Origin of the sequence: Runella limosa DSM 17973 (genome assembly GCF_000482465.1) — a bacterium.
Taxonomy (GTDB): domain Bacteria; phylum Bacteroidota; class Bacteroidia; order Cytophagales; family Spirosomataceae; genus Runella; species Runella limosa.
Genome location: NZ_AXVJ01000056.1, coordinates 40576 through 55711 on the forward strand (window position 1 = coordinate 40576; position 15136 = coordinate 55711).

Annotated in this window: 21 protein-coding genes; 1 reads left to right on the top strand and 20 read right to left on the bottom strand. The window is 42.7% G+C overall.

Annotated features, from left to right (window positions below; all coding sequences use genetic code 11):
• Positions 1-2 precede the first annotated feature (2 nt).
• From K339_RS0105800 to K339_RS37990, 8 genes are all read right to left on the bottom strand, one after another.
• Positions 3-239 (bottom strand): hypothetical protein, encoded by a 237-nt coding sequence (locus tag K339_RS0105800; protein ID WP_028522769.1) that lies wholly within the window; start codon positions 237-239, stop codon positions 3-5.
• A 6-nt stretch (positions 240-245) separates the two neighbouring features.
• Positions 246-980, bottom strand: coding sequence for a hypothetical protein (locus K339_RS0105805; protein WP_028522770.1), 735 nt, complete (start codon positions 978-980; stop codon positions 246-248).
• A gap of 4 nt (positions 981-984) precedes the next feature.
• The gene (locus tag K339_RS0105810; protein ID WP_028522771.1) at positions 985-1497 is read right to left on the bottom strand and encodes a hypothetical protein; all 513 of its coding nucleotides are present in this window, start codon (positions 1495-1497) and stop codon (positions 985-987) included.
• A gap of 67 nt (positions 1498-1564) precedes the next feature.
• Positions 1565-2035 (bottom strand): hypothetical protein, encoded by a 471-nt coding sequence (locus K339_RS0105815; RefSeq protein WP_028522772.1) that lies wholly within the window; start codon positions 2033-2035, stop codon positions 1565-1567.
• A 28-nt stretch (positions 2036-2063) separates the two neighbouring features.
• Positions 2064-2519 carry a hypothetical protein gene (locus tag K339_RS0105820; protein WP_028522773.1) on the bottom strand — a complete coding sequence of 152 codons (456 nt, stop codon included), beginning with the start codon at positions 2517-2519 and terminating at the stop codon, positions 2064-2066.
• Positions 2519-3334 (bottom strand): fibronectin type III domain-containing protein, encoded by an 816-nt coding sequence (locus K339_RS0105825; protein WP_028522774.1) that lies wholly within the window; start codon positions 3332-3334, stop codon positions 2519-2521. The genes K339_RS0105820 and K339_RS0105825 overlap by 1 nt, the downstream gene beginning before the upstream one ends.
• The gene (locus K339_RS0105830; RefSeq protein WP_028522775.1) at positions 3334-4014 is read right to left on the bottom strand and encodes a hypothetical protein; all 681 of its coding nucleotides are present in this window, start codon (positions 4012-4014) and stop codon (positions 3334-3336) included. Before K339_RS0105830 ends, K339_RS0105825 begins: the two co-directional genes overlap by 1 nt.
• A gap of 129 nt (positions 4015-4143) precedes the next feature.
• Positions 4144-4278 (bottom strand): hypothetical protein, encoded by a 135-nt coding sequence (locus K339_RS37990; RefSeq protein ID WP_262505811.1) that lies wholly within the window; start codon positions 4276-4278, stop codon positions 4144-4146.
• 10 nt (positions 4279-4288) lie between these two features.
• Here K339_RS37990 and K339_RS36975 point away from each other — a divergent pair, with 10 nt between their 5' ends.
• Positions 4289-4633: a hypothetical protein gene (locus K339_RS36975; protein WP_157607484.1), complete on the top strand. Its 345-nt coding sequence runs from the start codon at positions 4289-4291 to the stop codon at positions 4631-4633.
• Positions 4634-4762: 129 nt separating this feature from the next.
• On the opposite strand, the gene K339_RS32695 is transcribed toward K339_RS36975, so the two are convergent.
• The 12 genes from K339_RS32695 to K339_RS0105895 all read right to left on the bottom strand — a co-directional run bounded on the left by K339_RS32695 (position 4763) and on the right by K339_RS0105895 (position 15132).
• Positions 4763-4963: a hypothetical protein gene (locus tag K339_RS32695; protein WP_037299349.1), complete on the bottom strand. Its 201-nt coding sequence runs from the start codon at positions 4961-4963 to the stop codon at positions 4763-4765.
• A gap of 2 nt (positions 4964-4965) precedes the next feature.
• The gene (locus tag K339_RS0105850; protein ID WP_028522776.1) at positions 4966-5499 is read right to left on the bottom strand and encodes a hypothetical protein; all 534 of its coding nucleotides are present in this window, start codon (positions 5497-5499) and stop codon (positions 4966-4968) included.
• A gap of 2 nt (positions 5500-5501) precedes the next feature.
• Complete coding sequence (locus tag K339_RS0105855) at positions 5502-6221, bottom strand: hypothetical protein (protein WP_028522777.1); 720 nt, start codon at positions 6219-6221, stop codon at positions 5502-5504.
• Positions 6222-6298: 77 nt separating this feature from the next.
• Positions 6299-6922, bottom strand: coding sequence for a hypothetical protein (locus K339_RS0105860; RefSeq protein ID WP_028522778.1), 624 nt, complete (start codon positions 6920-6922; stop codon positions 6299-6301).
• Positions 6923-7148: 226 nt separating this feature from the next.
• Entirely contained in the window at positions 7149-8102 is a 954-nt protein-coding gene (locus K339_RS0105865) for a hypothetical protein (RefSeq protein WP_028522779.1), read from the bottom strand.
• Positions 8103-8109: 7 nt separating this feature from the next.
• The gene (locus tag K339_RS32700; protein WP_051397830.1) at positions 8110-12132 is read right to left on the bottom strand and encodes an SNF2-related protein; all 4023 of its coding nucleotides are present in this window, start codon (positions 12130-12132) and stop codon (positions 8110-8112) included.
• A 3-nt stretch (positions 12133-12135) separates the two neighbouring features.
• Positions 12136-12570 carry a hypothetical protein gene (locus tag K339_RS35775; protein WP_051397831.1) on the bottom strand — a complete coding sequence of 145 codons (435 nt, stop codon included), beginning with the start codon at positions 12568-12570 and terminating at the stop codon, positions 12136-12138.
• Entirely contained in the window at positions 12560-12778 is a 219-nt protein-coding gene (locus K339_RS0105875) for a hypothetical protein (protein ID WP_028522780.1), read from the bottom strand. Before K339_RS0105875 ends, K339_RS35775 begins: the two co-directional genes overlap by 11 nt.
• The gene (locus K339_RS37820) at positions 12775-14028 is read right to left on the bottom strand and encodes an Eco57I restriction-modification methylase domain-containing protein (RefSeq protein ID WP_229598699.1); all 1254 of its coding nucleotides are present in this window, start codon (positions 14026-14028) and stop codon (positions 12775-12777) included. Before K339_RS37820 ends, K339_RS0105875 begins: the two co-directional genes overlap by 4 nt.
• Positions 14029-14133: 105 nt before the next feature.
• Entirely contained in the window at positions 14134-14322 is a 189-nt protein-coding gene (locus K339_RS0105885; RefSeq protein WP_028522782.1) for a hypothetical protein, read from the bottom strand.
• Positions 14323-14375: 53 nt separating this feature from the next.
• A complete protein-coding gene (locus tag K339_RS0105890) occupies positions 14376-14903 on the bottom strand; it encodes a hypothetical protein (protein ID WP_028522783.1) in 528 nt (175 codons plus the stop codon).
• Positions 14896-15132 (bottom strand): helix-turn-helix domain-containing protein, encoded by a 237-nt coding sequence (locus tag K339_RS0105895; protein ID WP_028522784.1) that lies wholly within the window; start codon positions 15130-15132, stop codon positions 14896-14898. Before K339_RS0105895 ends, K339_RS0105890 begins: the two co-directional genes overlap by 8 nt.
• Positions 15133-15136 lie beyond the last annotated feature (4 nt).

Below are 15136 nucleotides of genomic sequence, written 5' to 3' on the forward strand. Positions count from 1 at the left end.
TATTAATTAAATTCTAAATCATTGAAGTCGCTGGAGAATGAACCAGTTACAGGCGGAATATACGTACTACCCGAACTGCTGTAACTTACTACGGGTTCTATTGGCAAAGCTGCCGTGACAATGGGAGTTGCTTTCTTTGACCGTCTTATCCACCACCATATTAGTGCGAACAACAACAATAATAATAGCAGAACCCATATCAAACCGTTGCGGTCTTTTTCCTTTTTATCGGCTTTCATGGTGCGTTAAATTTGTGTAACAAAGAGCGTTGTTTTATTGAGCATTGTAACTGCCGTTCCTCCTATTTCACTAGCAAACTGCACTTTAAACGTCCCAGTGGTTGTGCTTTCGTAAATTAGAGTAGCCTGCCAACAATGCGGAGCATTTACAGGGCTTACCCCTGTGCTTACAAGATTGGCCCCTACTATGCCTCCAGAAGCACTTATGTCATAAATCGTCCCCGTTAGCCCACTTGCTATCATACTTCTATTAATTGGAATAGACACGGTGCCTATTATTTTGCCTGTACCATTGGTCAGGAATGCGACAATTAATCCTGTTGTAGCTACCGCAGATTGAAACTCACCAAGAATCTCTATTTTATACCTTTTATTGGCAATTGCGTTAAATACAAACCCATCAATATCTGTACGAGTTTGAAGGGTAGTGCTTTGGTCGTTTTGTAATTTTATTGCAATTGATTTAGGGCACATTTTCTGCCAGCGCCCAACGGTTATTGAGTTTTGCTTAATTATTCCCCCAATTAGGGTATCTTCTTCTTCTGTACTACTACCATTCCAATTAAACAAGCAACCTTGGCTTTTCACAAAGACCTTATCTGTACTTCGTGGCACTAACGTCTCATTTTGTAGCGCGGATACCGTAGAATAATCTTGAATAGTCCATCTGACTTGGGCTTCTGTGTTAAGCACATAACTTAGCGCAAGTACCAGTATTGATATGATTTTGCTTATTTTCATTTTTTTAAGTGTTAAAGTCAATACCGAAATCGGTACTAAACTCACCTCTAATTACTTCGATGACTGCTACATTAATTGTAAGCGCGTTAATAGTAACACCAGCGTTGTTTCTTAAAACAATCCTAACAATTCCGTCTGCAATTACTTCCTTTGAAGTGATTAATAGTCCATTGGGTAGTGTATTGGCATTGGTAATAGCAACAATGTTTCCTGAACTAATTAGAACGCCTTCTACGCTTAGGTCTAATACGAAGACATTGCCATCATCCAGCTTTGCTACATAAGATACCCCGTAGTATTTACCTTCTACTGTTGTGGCTTGCCATCTACCTAATAGAGATACTGAGAGTTGTTCAATTAAGTAGATATTGTCCGCAATGAGCTGATTCCCTGCAACCCAATGAAACTCCCTATTGAGCGCTTCAACATAGACAAAGTCGTTATTTGTAGGCGCTAATATCTCATTGATTAGCTCTTCTGCTGTAGAATATCGCCCTTTCTCATGTCTGATTACCACGTCTAATGAAGGTTAAACGAGATAGGGGTAAATTTGCCCCTATCTCATTTTTGTGACCAGTTACGCTTTAAAACTCAAGAACAGTGATGTTCACGGCAAATGAAGCCACTGAACCGCCTGATTGGTTTTCGACTACAACGCGGATTGTATCGTCTGCAACAACCTCTTTTGAAACTACGAACAAATTCGAGGGGAAAGTGGCGAAGTTGCTAACGACAATAAGGTTTGCTTTAGACGGGGTTACGTCCGCAATGGTAATATCAACAACTGAACTTTGACCATTGTCTAGCGCGTCGGTATTACCTGTTCCTGTATAAACAGAAGCAACAGTTGACGCAATCCAACGTCCATTTGCCGCCTCAGAAGTCTGGCTAATAACGTAATTGTTGTCAGCCGTGGCTGTGCTACCTTCAATCCAATCGAACGTGCGTTTCAACGATTCAATATACACCGTATCATTGTTGGTCGGTGCAAGCACTTCATTTGTCAGTGCAAGTGGAGTCGCATACTGCTGCTTCTCGTGTCTGATTACTCCCATTGTTTGATTTGTTAAAATTTAAAAAGAATTAATTAAGTTTCAATGCTGATATAGTCAATTCGGGCAACTCTAAGGCTTCCCCAGTTTCGTTTACAATAACTATCCGAATCAAATTCTGCGCTACTGGATTCAGTTGGATTGATACGCCATTATAGCTATCCCAAGGGGGCGCAATCACTCTGATGTCGTAATGTTTGCCAAACACTATGCCCTCTAAATCAATATCTTCAATAAGCGTTTGCCCATTCTGAAGTATTGGAGGCTTATATTGTACGAGATAAGCGCTCATTGTGGGAAAGACTGGCGAGACTGGATAACCCGAAGCACTACTACTGGTAGGCGTGACCGTCAGAACCTCTACGGCATTGGCCGTAATAGAGGGGGAGTTGCGTTGGCGCAAATAACGTAGCAGAATCAGTACGATAATTATCACCAAAGCTCCAACCCCACTTGCGGTTATTATCCTTGTCTCTTTTGCTTTCACTACGCAAGAATTAAATGGTTGCTGTTAAAAACCACCACTTTAGAACGGGTGATTGCTCCACAGGTCAATTCTACTTGATATGTCCCAGGTACCGTAATGCGGCTGTTCACTGGTGCCAACTGATTGTTTGGCGTAAAGTCAATAGAAGCATACTGAGCGGTATCAAGGGATGCAGGATTACCAAAGTCGTACACAAGATTGCCATTGCTGTCTTTGATACGAACCGTGTAATTAAGTGCGCCTGCTGGACGGTTTTGCTCCGTCGGTGTAATTCTCCAACGTTGCGGCGACCAACTCGACTCGGCTACATCAATTGACATCATGTTGTAAGCGTTTGACGCAGGCACTACAACCGTTGCGGTCGATGATGCCACGGCGTCGCCAACATTGTTATAAGCAACCACTTGGTAATCATAAGTTACTCCTGCACTTACGGTTGTATCAGTGTAACTTAGGCCACTGGATGCAACCGTGGCGAGTACTGAATACGCATTGCTCCCCGTTCGGCGTAAGATTCGATAGCCTGTCTGAGCCGTGCCGCCCACGGGTGCAAGCCAACCAATAACGACTTGGTTGTTTGAGAAGTTGGCCGTTACATTGGTCACTGAGTTAGGGGCATTACCTGTACCGTTCCCCGTTGGCCCCACTGGCGTAGGAGTATAGCTACTTCCTGTTACAGTAGCGATAATCCCTGTGTTCGCCGAAGAACCCGCATTGGGTGCATTTAGAGCGAAGTATTTGTTTTTCCACAGGTAGTAGAACAAGAAGAACAATGCTCCTACAAAAATCCCTGTTATGAGTCGTGATGTTTTCATTATGCTAAGGCTTCAAGTAGTCCGTTTTTACCTCCAATTTTAAGCACATAGGCTTTTGCCTCCGTACTTTTTAAATTCCTAAGAAAAATAGCCGTAGTTGGCCCAAGTGGCGCTTTGTAGAAATAACCTTGATTGTATTTCACAATTACTTTATCCATTCTTACGAGGCCGCTTACTTCCGTAAACTCGTCGATAAGTTGAGATAGGTATATTGTTCCTAGTAGGATGTTCAATTCAGGGTTTTTGAGCTGTTCCGTAGATACCAACAAGCCTTCTGCCGACGAGTACCACTTTTGGGCTTTGCCATTTTTGAGCTTAGGCGCTGCGCCGTCGAGTCGTGTTACTTCCACGCCCAAACGGCGTAAAACGTTGCGCTCCGTACCCGTCAATCGCGTTTTTTTCTCTCGAATCAACACGTCTGTGACAGTTGCGGCTTTGATTTGCATTAACCCAACCGCTCCTGATGAATTTACTAACGACGGATTGAGAAACTGGCCGTTTTCAATCAAAATCACCGACTCAATCACAAATTCTGGCAAATTAGAAAGTGTTGCTGCTTGGGTGATGTAAGCGCCAAAACGGCTTTTTAATTCAGCTCTTTTTTCCGACAAAGCGTTAATCTCAAGAGGTGAATAATAAGACAAATCGGTGTAGCGACGTTTAATAATTTTCTTTGCCATTGGTCAAACTACTTTAAACGTTCTGGTTGTTTTTTCAGAGGGTATTCGGTAAGTCTTGTACCACCAAAACCCTGCGGCTGTTACCACTATGGCCACAGCCGCATATATCCACGGTTTCATCGATCGACTTTACACGCCTTTGTACTGTGCTTTCATTCCACGACGAAGGCTTTCTTTCCAGCTTTTCCCTTTTCTGTGAAAGGCAACGGCGGCTTTGATTCCATTTCGCGTCTTTTCGGCGGTAAACAATTCCACTTCAATCACTTTGCCTTTTTTGGCCGCAGTAGTTTTTGGGGAAGCTTTTGTTGCCACCTTGGCTTTTGGCTTTGCCTTTGTGGTCACTTTTGCTTTGGAAACCGCTTTAGCTTTTGTAGGAGCTTTGGCTTTGGGAGCAGCTTTGGCTTTTGTTTTCGCAGTGGCCTTGGTTGCTGTTTTTGCTTTTGGCTTTGTCTTGGCTGCCGTTTTAGCTTTCGCTGTTGTTTTTTTCGCAGTTACCTTTTTTTTGTCGCTTGCACTTTTGGCACTGGAAACAGCTTTCTTCGCCGTTTTTTTTGCGGGTTTCGCTTTCGCGGTCGCCGTCTTTTTTTTTGTGGTTGTCTTTTTCATTGTGCTGCTTTAGGTTTGATTTTTGCGGGCCCAAGAGCGATATAACATTACTCCCACCCAAGCAAGGGTAAGAATACTGCTTCCTATGCTCAGGAGCGAAGCAATACGCGTAAGTCGGAGGTCATTGTTCGGACTGTCCATTTTATTTGTTTTTGAAAATCACGTTCAATCCCCAAAGCAATGCACCAACCGTTAGCGCCCCAACTACGAACAATCCCGCCGCTATTTTTACAATCGTTTGGTTGTCGAGTGAGATGCTTGTATTTACTTTTACTTCGGGCAAGCCCCCTTTATCTTGGGCTGTTTTTAACACGGATACAATATCCGTCAGAATCTTCTCCATGATTATTTTGCTTTTTTGCCTGCGCCGATTTTGCGGAGTTTGGCTAAGAGTTGGTCTTGAAGGTTTGATAGCTCACCAATACCCCAATCATTCTCAATCTCGGTGTACAGGTTCTCACCTCCAGCGGGGACGTAACGCGCGTTGTACAGGTTGTTGATAGTGCCTAATTCGTACTCTGACAGGGCTAATAGTTTTCGCATAAAAGCCGTTTTGTTACCAACTGCATCATAGACCATCAGTCCAAATGAGTCAAAGTAGAAATTACACTGTTTCACCGCTTCATCGGCTTGCTCTCGTGTAATGTTGTCTATTTTGTCATCTTTGCTCGGAAGTTTTGATGTATCAACTTCATCGTACTTGGCTTTCTCTCGTTGAGATTGGCCACCTAGATAATAGACAACGCCCAAGACTAAAAGCACCACAAAAACGACTTGAAAAACCCGATTTCTGATAACATTTGTAAACCCTGTTTTCACCGTTTGCGCAAACTCGGAGGTGCCGCGCATTGCTTTTGCCGCTGCTGTAATAGGTACCATCGTTAATTACGTTTACGGGTTTTACGAAACAGGGTTACAGCCACAATACCTAGTACCACGATAGCACCTATACGTATGACATTTCGTAAGGTGTCGCTATAACCAGAAGACGGTATCTTGCCCTGATTAGTGTCAGTTGGTGCGGGTTCTTTTTGGCTTGGGTTTGTTGTGCTTTGGCTCGCTGGTTGAGTTAATGTACAGTAGTAGGTAGCCATGTAACCAATTCGCCCGTCTGCCAATTGTATAGTGTACCAAGTATCTCCGTACCCATAGTTGCCTCCTTTACGGGCGACCGCATCCGTTTTGCCAATGTACTGCCCAGCTCGGTAGGTGGTGTAATAGTCACCACTGGCTTGTGGCTTTTTACGAAGAAAAACCGCACTGCCTTGCTTACACCATACTGACTGCGTCATGTTGGTTGCTTGTGGAACGACTTGCCCTTCGTCATGCCCCAATGATGGGATTGCAATGTAAAGGTCAGAATAGGTTGTTGTACCTGCGGTGGTTTTAATCACGGCGGGGTATTTTAGTTTTACAAGACCCCAGTAGATACTTCCAACCAACACGACTTTTTGCAAAACTCCTACTTCTGTTCCTACAACGAATGGAACATTGGGCGGTGTAACGGCAGTATTTAAGTGCGCGTATCCTTTGGTAGTTGCCGTGACTTTAACCAACTTCCCGACATACGAATTAGCGTTATTTGCTGTTAATTGAATCATTTTTGTCAGGTTTTAAAAAAGCCGCAACAATGACTGATTGCGGCTTTTTTTAATTTGGTGAAATCTTAGAGCTACGCCTACTTTTTGTACTGGCCTTTCGCGTTACGTTTACGACCTTTTTTGAAGGCTTTGAAAATCAAAATCCCGCCAATGGTCACAACTGTTCCGATACCGAAATAAAGGATTACTTTGTTCCAATCCACAGTCGTTGTCTCAGGGTCAGCCGCTGTAAGAACCGCAGGTGCAAGCGTTGTGGTTACAGTTTTTGCACGAACAAAACCCGCTTTGGTGTTTGATGTGTACGACTCGTAGTTCATGTCAATGCCTGTGGCTACTGTAGGTAGCTGGCTATCAACAGGAGTACCCGCCGCCGTCAATTCTGCCGAAGTCATTGCCAATGCAGCAATGCTTTCAATAACATCGTCATTTACGCCAGAGATTCCCATTTTGGGTTTTAAATCTCTCAAGAACTCAGCACCTTTGAGGTATTGAGTACTGTCACTTACTGCGGCCCCGTTTACCTTTAATTTTACAATTGCAATCGCAATTTTTGACGATGACGGATGCTTACGGGCAATCACTTTATATTGCTCATAATCCGCATCATTAGCGTCTTTGAACAAATAACTAAATAGCGGGTCACCATCCTTGATAACTCCATCTCCGTGGAAACCCGACACTGTGGCTGTATTCGCTGCCATTGGGAATGTGGTTTAAGTTTAAAAAATGTTAGTTTTCTGCTGTTGCTTCGCTCAAAGTTGGAGCGCTTTCAAAACATACTTTCGCCACATTGCACCACTAGGCACTATCTTACGTAACATACCGCCACTTCGCATTACAAAACGTTTGTTGATAATTCCCAAGCACAAAAAAGGCGTAAAGCAACCGCTTTACGCCTTTCCATTAAACCCTCTAACCTATTAACAATTATTTTTGCACCTTAATTGTATTTTTTCTCAGACCCGATAACCCAACGGCATCTGCTAACAGGCTGTCACCTGCTTTTGCCTTTTTGATTTTTAACAAGATGGCTTTCAGCTCATCCGCATAGGGGTCTGATTCCTTTCCGCTTTTCAGCGCTTTTTCGGCGTCTTTGGTAAAGTCGGCTAGTTGCTTTTCTTTTACGGCTTTGCCTCCCCAACCGATAAAACGTTTAACCAACGCCACCGATTCAAACGGCTTTTGACTACCAACAAACTCTTTGGCCTCTTTTAGCCATTTCTCGCCCAATACCAACGAGGTTGTTTCTCGGGTCAGATAGGCATAGTACGACTTTTGAATTGCCTGTATCAGCGCGGCTTGCTCAGACGTTTTTCGTATTTTTCGCTCCGTTATATCCTTCTGGAGCGATTTATAGGCCGTCATGGCTAGTTGCAAGGTTTCTTTAGAACGAATGGCTAAAAAACGGCTGATTTGTTTGTGTTCGGGCGTTTCTATGTGGGTACGAACAACATTTTTATCAAGCTCGACTTTTTTGGTTTTAGTTTCGGGATTAGCCTTAGTTTTGCGTGGCGTCGCCTTGGCCTTTTTTTCTTGTTTGGGCTTTTCTTCTTTCTTCTTTAAGACTCTCGGTTTCACTTTCCTAGTTTTTGCTTTTGAGAGTTTTAAATCTTTTTTCCCCAATTTTTTCGCCACTTTGGTCGATTTTTTAGCCTTGGTTGTTAGCGTGGCTTTAAGCTTGGCGTTGAATCGTTCCATCACTTTGTTGAACTCGCTGGCCTCAATGATTTCTTCATCGAAGTCGGTGAAGCCCTCAGTTGCCTCGGAAATACCTTCATAGTATTGACGTGCAACATTGTCGGCTTTGATTAGGCTTTGGATAGCCGATGGGTTTTCTTTTTGATAACCCCGAAACTCTTTGATAATTTGTGCGGTATTCATGGCTTGGTTACAGTTTTAATAGCAATAATGCCTTTGCTTTTAGCTTCAAAATTTTGATTTTTCGTTGTTTATCACTTTTCGGTTGCGCCTGTTTGGCTGACTCGGATGGTGGCAATAAATTTCCACGATAAGGCGTGTAATTATCTTCGTTTTGACCTTCTTTGTAAGCCAACAAGTAGTTTAACTTAGCAAATTCTTGCGCTCTCTCGGCTGCTGTACGTCCAGATACCGCAAGTTTTGATTTAATTTCTGCTACTTCTTTTAGAAGTTCCGACTTGCCTTCATTGGATTCTAAGTAGGCTATCTCACGCTTGACGGTATTTCGCTCGTTGATGTATGATGCCGCCAATCCACTGAAATCGTCATTGATTGAAAAACCTTTTGGGTTCAATAACGTCTTTTCCGTTTTTCTAACTTTTGAGAATAACTCTCGGTAATTACTAAGAATACCGCCCCAGTATCTTTGACTGCCCAAATCACCTATTTGTGATAACAGCCCCAATGCTCTGTCTCCACGTCTGAGTACCTCTTTGTCGTCATAGTTGGATTGTTGTAACATGAGGTTAACAGCGTCTAAATGTACCATGACATTATTGTAGAAGGTCTTTCGCTTTTCCTCACTCATTTTATACAAAAGTTCATAACTCTTGTAATAGTAATCGGGTCGGGCTACAAAGTCCTCAAAAGTCACTTTCGTTTTCAAAATAATCTCGTTGATGGTCGTGGTTTGTACGCGTTTGAAGTAGTCGAGCGTACTTTTAAATTCTTCCAGTACAACGATGCTTACGGACAAAACTTCGGAACGTCTCGTCAGTTCCTTCATTCGTGCATCAAACTTGATTTGTGCTAATTGGCCTACGTCAGAAAACAATGCGAACTTGATTTCTTCGGGGTCTAGCGATTCTTGGTCAAGTACGTTCCCTCGGTCAGAGCGGTACCAAATGTCATTTACTCGTGCGGTTTTTTCTTCCAGCTTCTGAAATACGAACACATCCATTGAATCTTGGACTAACGGAATTACCACTCGTACATACCCGTATTGGTTTCCTTGCCTCCAAATGCGCCCTTCTAATTGTTTTATATCCGTTGGATTCCAGTCAACGGTACAGAGATATAAGCACGTACCGTTAGTTTGCAGGTCAATTCCTTCCCGAATCGTAGCCGTTCCGATTATTACCTTCACTGCATTGTCGAGAAACGCATCCTTGATAAGTTCTTTACGTTCTTGACTAATGCCTGATGAAATAATCTCAACTTCATCTAGGGTTCGACCTTTGTACTTTATGTTGCGTCGAAACCCTACGTTTTCTTCCAAATATGTTTTTACCAACGGGAAAAACTCCTTCCCACGGTTCATATAGATAACCTGGCCCGAACATTCTTTCCCTCGTTTTTCGTGCCACTCTTTCACCGATGCAATGCAATCCATTACATAAGAGATTTTTGGAGAAGAATCAATAAAGTCTGCTGCTGATTCGGGTTTCTCTTTCTCAATTAAGTAGGGCGAAAGTGCATTGTCCAAATTTTTACCCAATGCCTCAGCCACGTTTGCAAGGGCTTTGCGTCCCCCTGCTTGTGCCAATTTTTCAATCTTTTTTTGCCACGTTTGCTGTACTGCCGTTGGCCGCAGGTAGGTAAGTACTTGGTCTTTTTGTGGAAGCCTAACGACTACCCCATTTTTTACTTCATTAACTTTGGGTAGGTTAATTTTTATGGGTCGTTTTACGCCCACTTCTTCCCCTGTTTTGTACGAAATGTGGTTGTACAATAGCCGTTGCAAAATCAAACGGTTATTGAATGATTTTACGACGGGCGCTTGCTTGATGGTGCCATCGTAGGAGTTCACAAACTCGTAAGACTGTTGGATGAACATTTGCATGAATTGTTGGAGATTGTATATCCCCATTTTTTTCATGGAATCATACCCTACCAGAGACATCATAGAGAAAATTTCCAACGGTGAGTTGGTAAACGGAGTGGCCGTTAGCAAGCACACATTACTCCCGAACGTCCGTTGGATATAGTTACACAAGAAGAAAGCTTTGATAGCTCTCTCAGATGTGTTTGACTCCATTTTGTATCGCTTGTTACCATCGTCATCGGCAGGAACACCATCGAAAATGTTCTTGAAGTTGTGGGCTTCATCAACGATGATGTAATCAAAACCAAGTGAATCAATGTCGAACATTGAACCTTTGTTGGATGCTCCCAACATGGCTCGGTACTTTTGGTTACGCTTTTCCAAGTCACGGGCTGACTTTTTGTTATCTTCGGTTTGTTCCAAAATATCCACCAATGATTCAAAGAGTTTTCCCATGAGTTTTTGGCTGTACCCTAATTTCGTTAAACCTTCATAAGTGATTAGCGTAACGCTATTTTCTTGGACACTTCGCTCGGGGTCATGCCCCATGATTTGCCCGTTCTTTACGACCGAAGTACCTAAGTTGTACCAGTCGTAAAATTTCACTTTGGTATGGCTTAAAACCCCATGCGTAAAAACGCCCGTTTTGGGGTCTTTTTCTCCCGAAATTTCCCGTTTCCACTTATTATAGGTAGGATTGGGTACAACAACCAAGGTTCGTTTTGCCTTGCCGCTGTATAGCACGTTGGCAAGGGTGACAATTGCAGACATGGTTTTTCCTACGCCCACATCATAGGCGATAATCCCTGACCCAGCTACTTCCATGAAGGCAATAGCTTCTCGTTGTGCGGGTGTAATCTCTAACAAGGATTTTTTGAAGAACGCAGAACAAGCAAACCCGACTGGAACTTTATGGTAGGGTATGGATGAGTAAGCGTTGTACAAACGGTTCCATAGAAAATCGAGCTTTTGTTGGTCTTCATAGGCCAAAGCCTCGTGAAGAAACCGCGTAAATAACCGCTCCCCTTCCAATGGCGTAAACTTTTGTAGGGTATCTACCTCGGCCTCGGTTAGTTTTTCACCGTAACGGCCTGCATCTAAGTAATAATAAATGATTTGGTCAGCCGAAACCTCACTAATGTCGTCACGGTCTAGGGTCTTAATCCATAAGCGGAAGGCCGATTGAAGGCTAAAGCTGTAACCGTCATCGCTTCGTTGTGATTCCCAGTACTTCTTAAAGGACTCGGCTTCTTTGCTTCGCTTAAATTTGCGTTCCTCTAGGGCATCTTTGATGATTTTTTGCAGATTAATCCCTGATTCTTCTCTCAGATTGGTGATCCGAAAATTGTCCGACTTCATACGACTACGCGCAAAATCAGAAATGGCAAGGATACGAGGCCGCTCCTTTGCATCAACGTTTTGAACACTCAAGAAGCGTGGCTTTGACTGTTGGATAATGGCTTTTTGTACCTCAAACACGGTTTCGCCATATTCGCTTTTGATGTATTCTTCATCTTGACGTAATGCTAACTCCCTGTCGTACATATTCCCGTAAGCATAGACTGGATATGGCAATAGGGTGCCGTTCATGTAGAATAAGCAATGCTTTTTGACAAGCTCATTGACTTCTTTTTGGCTAACACCATTTCCCCCTTTGACTACTTTTACTTTGGCTTCATCCACAAATCGTTTTGCCCCGTCTTCAGCAACGAATACCCACCAGACAATACCACGGTATTCTTGCTTGTATTTTGTAGGTTTACCAAGGATTGTACCTTTTTTAACGGTTGTGATGTCCTCCCACCGATTGTCTTTCACGACTACATCCTCAGTTGTTACAATCACTTCAAATGAGCTTGGATTTTTTGTTGTTGGCGTCAAGTAGTACTTGCTCCAACGGCCATCCATTGTAATACCTAAGCTACGTTTGTACCAAACCCATGCTCGTTTCTCATCATCTGAAATTCCTGAATTGTACAGACGGTCTATTTCCTCAAAAGAAAGGAGTTCGCCTTCTTTATACGCTTTTTTGCTTTCTTCTCGATTTAAAATGGTTTCAATCAAGCTTGCATTTTGGGTAATGTTGTTTTGAGTAACATCGCCCAGGCGTCCTAATCCTGACAGGTTTTTGCCTATTCCTCTCAGAAAGTGTGGATTGTTTTGTGACATAATTTACAGTTTTAAGAGCAACAATGCCTTCGCTTTTAGCTTCAGCAGTTTTGCCCGTTTTTGTTTGTCGTTTGGCTGTTTTATTCGTGCAATCGCTTCTGTTAAGCGTTGTTCTACTTCTTCCCGTTTACCTTTGATTTGCAATGGGAAGTTTAAAGAAGTGGTGACAACTTCTTGACCCAAAATTTTATCAGGGTGCATCGCAAACCACGTATTTAGGGTGGTCAGCTCAACAAAGGTTAGGGCGTTGTCGGGTATGGCCTTTTGTTCTTTAATTCGGGCATTTACAACTGATAGGTAGTCAGTTGGAATGTGCCCCAATTTGAGCAGCTCCCGTGGGGTAATTTTCGTGTTTTTTTTAGATGATTCCCCTTTTTCTTTTTCAATTAGGTCATACAAAACTCCCAGCCTTGCACGGTAATAACCATTATTTATCATTGTCACTTTCTAAGGTTAGAATACACGCAGCGGGGCCAGCTCCTGTACGAATCATCATTTCAATGACTTGGGCTTCTACCTTTGCGTAGCCCGCTTTCGTTTGGGTTTGTTCCCACAAATAGGGATAGCTACTTTTGTTGATTTTAGCTAGTTCTGAGGCAATGGCGGTGCGTAGCCTTGCTTCTAAGGGCAGTTTTTTCTTGCTCATTTTTTCCGAAAAATTAGAATGTCAGTAGGGGCTTGTGTACTTTCAAAAACCGCAGGGAGACGGTATCCATCTACAAAATCTGCTAGGCTACCAATGGTTTCTTTCGCCTTTTGATAGGCGTTGCCTGTTCGTATAAAATTCGAGGCTGTGACGAACACCAAAAGTCCTTTGGGTTTTAACAACAGCAAACTCCAATACATAAAGGCCGTTTCGATTTGCCGAAAACCCATCTTTTTGAGTTCAGGGAAATAGGTGCTGTATTGATTTTGATAAATTCCGTATGGTGGATTGCCAATCACGAGACTAAATGGGTATTCCGTCAGCCACGTAAGGCCCTTAGATAGTTTCTTGCGGTGACGGTACATGGGGTCTAAAAAAGCCGTCTCGAAATATTGACGGTAAATATCTGCTTCTGGATACAATGTTTTAGCAATGGTGCTAGAATACTGACTGCTTTCAAATCCTACCAACGGTACGTCGGCGGGGGCAGTTTCAAAAAACACGCCAGTTCCACACGACGGCTCAAGCACGGCCCCGCCGTCATAACCGTGCGCCTGAGCTAACTCCCACATTTTGGCAGCCAACCACTCAGGCGTGTAGAACTCATACAACAACCCTTCGCCTGTTGCTCCTTCTTTTGCTTTACCGCCAGCGCCCGTGTAAAGTCTCATTAATGCCTTGTCGGCTTCTGTGAATGTATTTTTAAAATCAATCAATTGTTCTATTTTTTGATTGATTTGGGCTTTGGTTGCTCCTTCTTCTATCCCTCTTAATCCGACTTGAATTGGATAGTCTTTTTTCTTTACGAATGGCTCTTCAAATCCGAACAATGGAGACACGGCATCTAACACAATATTGTCAGTCACAACAATGTAAATGTGACTCCACCCCGTTCCATCGTAATCGGTGACGCGTAGTTTGTGGGCGACGTGATTTGATGATAGGATGCAGCTCAGTAGAATGACGTAGTCTTCACAATCAACCCCTTGGTTTTTGTCGCGTAGCGTTTGGTAAGGGCTGCGGATTCGCTCAATTCCGAAGGGGTCAGGGGTGTATTTTATGTGCGTTCGGCACCAATTGTGCAGATATTCGCAGTATTGAGCAAGGTTTTTGAAGCGTTTACGGTCGTACTTAAACTCGACTTGTGTCATTTGCTTGGCATAGGCATGAGCCATTGCCAAGATGGTTTCAATCGTTTTATTGTAGTCCGTTGCAGGAATTTCAACGATATTTAAAGGGGCTGTTTTCATGGTGCGTATGCTTTCCAAAAAGGATATTACTCACAATGGTACAATTCTTTATTTTGAGCATTTCACCACCTTGTATAGCTCTGCACAGTTTTGCATTATTGGGTTTTATTTATTCTTAATTCTTACTTCCCGCACTTTATCCTTTGCTATTAATTCACGCCTGTAGGCTTTATTACGCCACCAATTAAACGCTTGTGATTTTGCTTTTTGCCTTACTAAACTAACTTTAAGTTTGAAGCGCTTCGCATAAAATTCTATAATAGCTTTGCGGCTATATTTCTGTTTTTTTTTCATAGGGTATTAAGAACAGGAAAGGGATGCAATTCCGCATCCCTTTCCTATTAGGTTTAATCATCGTCCGAATCTTTGATTCCTTTTATTTCTCTTATGTCGTGTTGGATTTGAACTACTGCTGTCCATAACTCATCAACTGATTCCCCAATTTCCTGTTCAAATGAAAATGTTTGGCGTTTAAGTTTCTTTCTTTTCTCAATAGACTCTAAGCCTTTTAATGTCAGGAAAATAACCAAAAAAGCTGCTAATAACGTATTAAACTCCACCCAATTAATCCAATCTTTCTCAAGTGGTATTACTTGTTGGTGTGTTGGTTGTTCACGATTTTGGGGCGCAGATAAATCAGCGTAAGCTTGCATCAATTTAAAGCAGTGTTGAATATCATCCCTGCTTATTTTATCATTCATTAACGCCCGTTCAATTTCACTTTCTAGTAAAATTTTCTCTGCTTTTTTGCTGGTTTCAGCATTTATTCCTTGGCCTACAACTTTTTGGTTTAAGACTAGGCAACAAATCAACACGAAAAACGATTTTGATAGACTTCTCATTTGCGTAAAATTTTGATTAAACAATTTAGTCATTTCCTCTGCCCAAAATTTGATAGAGCTTCTTTAGGACATTTGGGGGGATAAGATGCCCCGAATACGGTACATACCCTGCCTCAACCAATTTTACCCAATCTTCGCGACTGAGCCATCTTCGGAGCGTTCGGGTGCTTACGTTGTACTCACGTGCAAGCTCTGGCCATGATTTTGTCTCAACTACAGGGTCATTGTTTTGAGGTTGGGTAGGCATAGTAATCGGGGTCATAGGG

What these genes read in the sequence shown, in the direction of transcription:
- K339_RS0105800 (WP_028522769.1), bottom strand. Translation starts at nt 239, where the DNA reads ATGAAAGCCGATAAAAAGGAAAAAGACCGCAACGGTTTGATATGGGTT.
- K339_RS0105805 (WP_028522770.1), bottom strand. Translation starts at nt 980, where the DNA reads ATGAAAATAAGCAAAATCATATCAATACTGGTACTTGCGCTAAGTTAT.
- K339_RS0105815 (WP_028522772.1), bottom strand. Translation starts at nt 2,035, where the DNA reads ATGGGAGTAATCAGACACGAGAAGCAGCAGTATGCGACTCCACTTGCA.
- K339_RS0105825 (WP_028522774.1), bottom strand. Translation starts at nt 3,334, where the DNA reads ATGAAAACATCACGACTCATAACAGGGATTTTTGTAGGAGCATTGTTC.
- K339_RS0105830 (WP_028522775.1), bottom strand. Translation starts at nt 4,014, where the DNA reads ATGGCAAAGAAAATTATTAAACGTCGCTACACCGATTTGTCTTATTAT.
- K339_RS32695 (WP_037299349.1), bottom strand. Translation starts at nt 4,963, where the DNA reads ATGGAGAAGATTCTGACGGATATTGTATCCGTGTTAAAAACAGCCCAA.
- K339_RS0105850 (WP_028522776.1), bottom strand. Translation starts at nt 5,499, where the DNA reads ATGGTACCTATTACAGCAGCGGCAAAAGCAATGCGCGGCACCTCCGAG.
- K339_RS0105855 (WP_028522777.1), bottom strand. Translation starts at nt 6,221, where the DNA reads ATGATTCAATTAACAGCAAATAACGCTAATTCGTATGTCGGGAAGTTG.
- K339_RS0105860 (WP_028522778.1), bottom strand. Translation starts at nt 6,922, where the DNA reads ATGGCAGCGAATACAGCCACAGTGTCGGGTTTCCACGGAGATGGAGTT.
- K339_RS0105865 (WP_028522779.1), bottom strand. Translation starts at nt 8,102, where the DNA reads ATGAATACCGCACAAATTATCAAAGAGTTTCGGGGTTATCAAAAAGAA.
- K339_RS32700 (WP_051397830.1), bottom strand. Translation starts at nt 12,132, where the DNA reads ATGTCACAAAACAATCCACACTTTCTGAGAGGAATAGGCAAAAACCTG.
- K339_RS35775 (WP_051397831.1), bottom strand. Translation starts at nt 12,570, where the DNA reads ATGATAAATAATGGTTATTACCGTGCAAGGCTGGGAGTTTTGTATGAC.
- K339_RS0105875 (WP_028522780.1), bottom strand. Translation starts at nt 12,778, where the DNA reads ATGAGCAAGAAAAAACTGCCCTTAGAAGCAAGGCTACGCACCGCCATT.
- K339_RS37820 (WP_229598699.1), bottom strand. Translation starts at nt 14,028, where the DNA reads ATGAAAACAGCCCCTTTAAATATCGTTGAAATTCCTGCAACGGACTAC.
- K339_RS0105885 (WP_028522782.1), bottom strand. Translation starts at nt 14,322, where the DNA reads ATGAAAAAAAAACAGAAATATAGCCGCAAAGCTATTATAGAATTTTAT.
- K339_RS0105890 (WP_028522783.1), bottom strand. Translation starts at nt 14,903, where the DNA reads ATGACTAAATTGTTTAATCAAAATTTTACGCAAATGAGAAGTCTATCA.
- K339_RS0105895 (WP_028522784.1), bottom strand. Translation starts at nt 15,132, where the DNA reads ATGACCCCGATTACTATGCCTACCCAACCTCAAAACAATGACCCTGTA.